This is a genomic window from Chromobacterium sp. Panama (genome assembly GCF_003052555.1).
Lineage (GTDB): Bacteria > Pseudomonadota > Gammaproteobacteria > Burkholderiales > Chromobacteriaceae > Chromobacterium.
Map to the genome: position 1 here is coordinate 3,053,041 of NZ_QARX01000001.1, position 951 is coordinate 3,053,991.

The window sequence follows — 951 nt, forward strand, 5'->3', positions numbered from 1 at the left end:
CGGGTGGCAGGCCCGAGGTCTTAAGCGGCTGCCCTGTTTGAGCGATTTGACGTTAGCAAATCGCGGGTTCAGCCGCGCCTCGGGCCTGACGGGAACCGGCGGGAAGCCGTAGGCCAGGCTTGCAGGGCGGCCTTTGGGGTGTCTACGTGCGAATCTTTGATTCGCTCAGTGATAGGGAATTTGGCCGAGTTGTTCCCCTTCCTGCCTGCCGGGCAGCCCCGGTAATGAAAATCATCATCCGCGCAGCGGATTCAAAACCCACCCACCTAGCCAAAGCAACCGCCCCACCTTGACCCCGCCCGCCCCCTCGGCAACAATCCCCCCGTTGCCGCCTACACGCGGCACCCGGGATTGGCGTCCCGGTACATCTCCATCTTTGTGGCCTACGCAGCAACTGCGCAGGCTGTTTTACCATGGCCGCGCTATTTGGCAGGCGCATGGTGGGGGAGTGCCATGGCACTCGCCGGTTTGGAGACAGTCCGGTACGCCAATCCTGCCACGCGCCTGCCTAATACCTCAGCCTTCCCCGGCAGGTGGTTTATCTTGTGTCACAGCAGGAGAAACACCATGCAACACCCTCAAAACTTTCCCCCGCGCCGTCGCTACAAGCTGAACGCCCTGGAACAACAGAGCGCACTGCTCCCCTTCGTCCGCTTCTGCCCCGGCCGCACCTACCCGCATTACTGGCAAATGCCTACGCCCAGCAAGGATCTCCTCGCCGACCACGCCTACGGCCGCGAATGCGCGGCTCACCTATTGCAATGGCTGAAGGACAATCGGGAATACGTCGGCAAAGGCCTGCTCAGCCGCGTCGCGCGCGACATCGATTTTGACGACCGCGCCGGACGCGGCCAGTGGATGGGTTTCTTCAACTATCTGGAAATCATGATGCTGCTGGGCGCCGACCGGGTCCGGGTTTACCGCCATGTGGACAGCCAGCACCAGATCTAC

At 62.0% G+C, this 951-nt stretch carries 1 protein-coding gene; it reads left to right on the forward strand.

The window, feature by feature from the left end; translation table 11 throughout:
• Positions 1-567 precede the first annotated feature (567 nt).
• Positions 568-951 (forward strand): hypothetical protein (locus DB032_RS24165; RefSeq protein WP_158274305.1); only part of this gene is annotated, 384 nt, incomplete at its 3' end.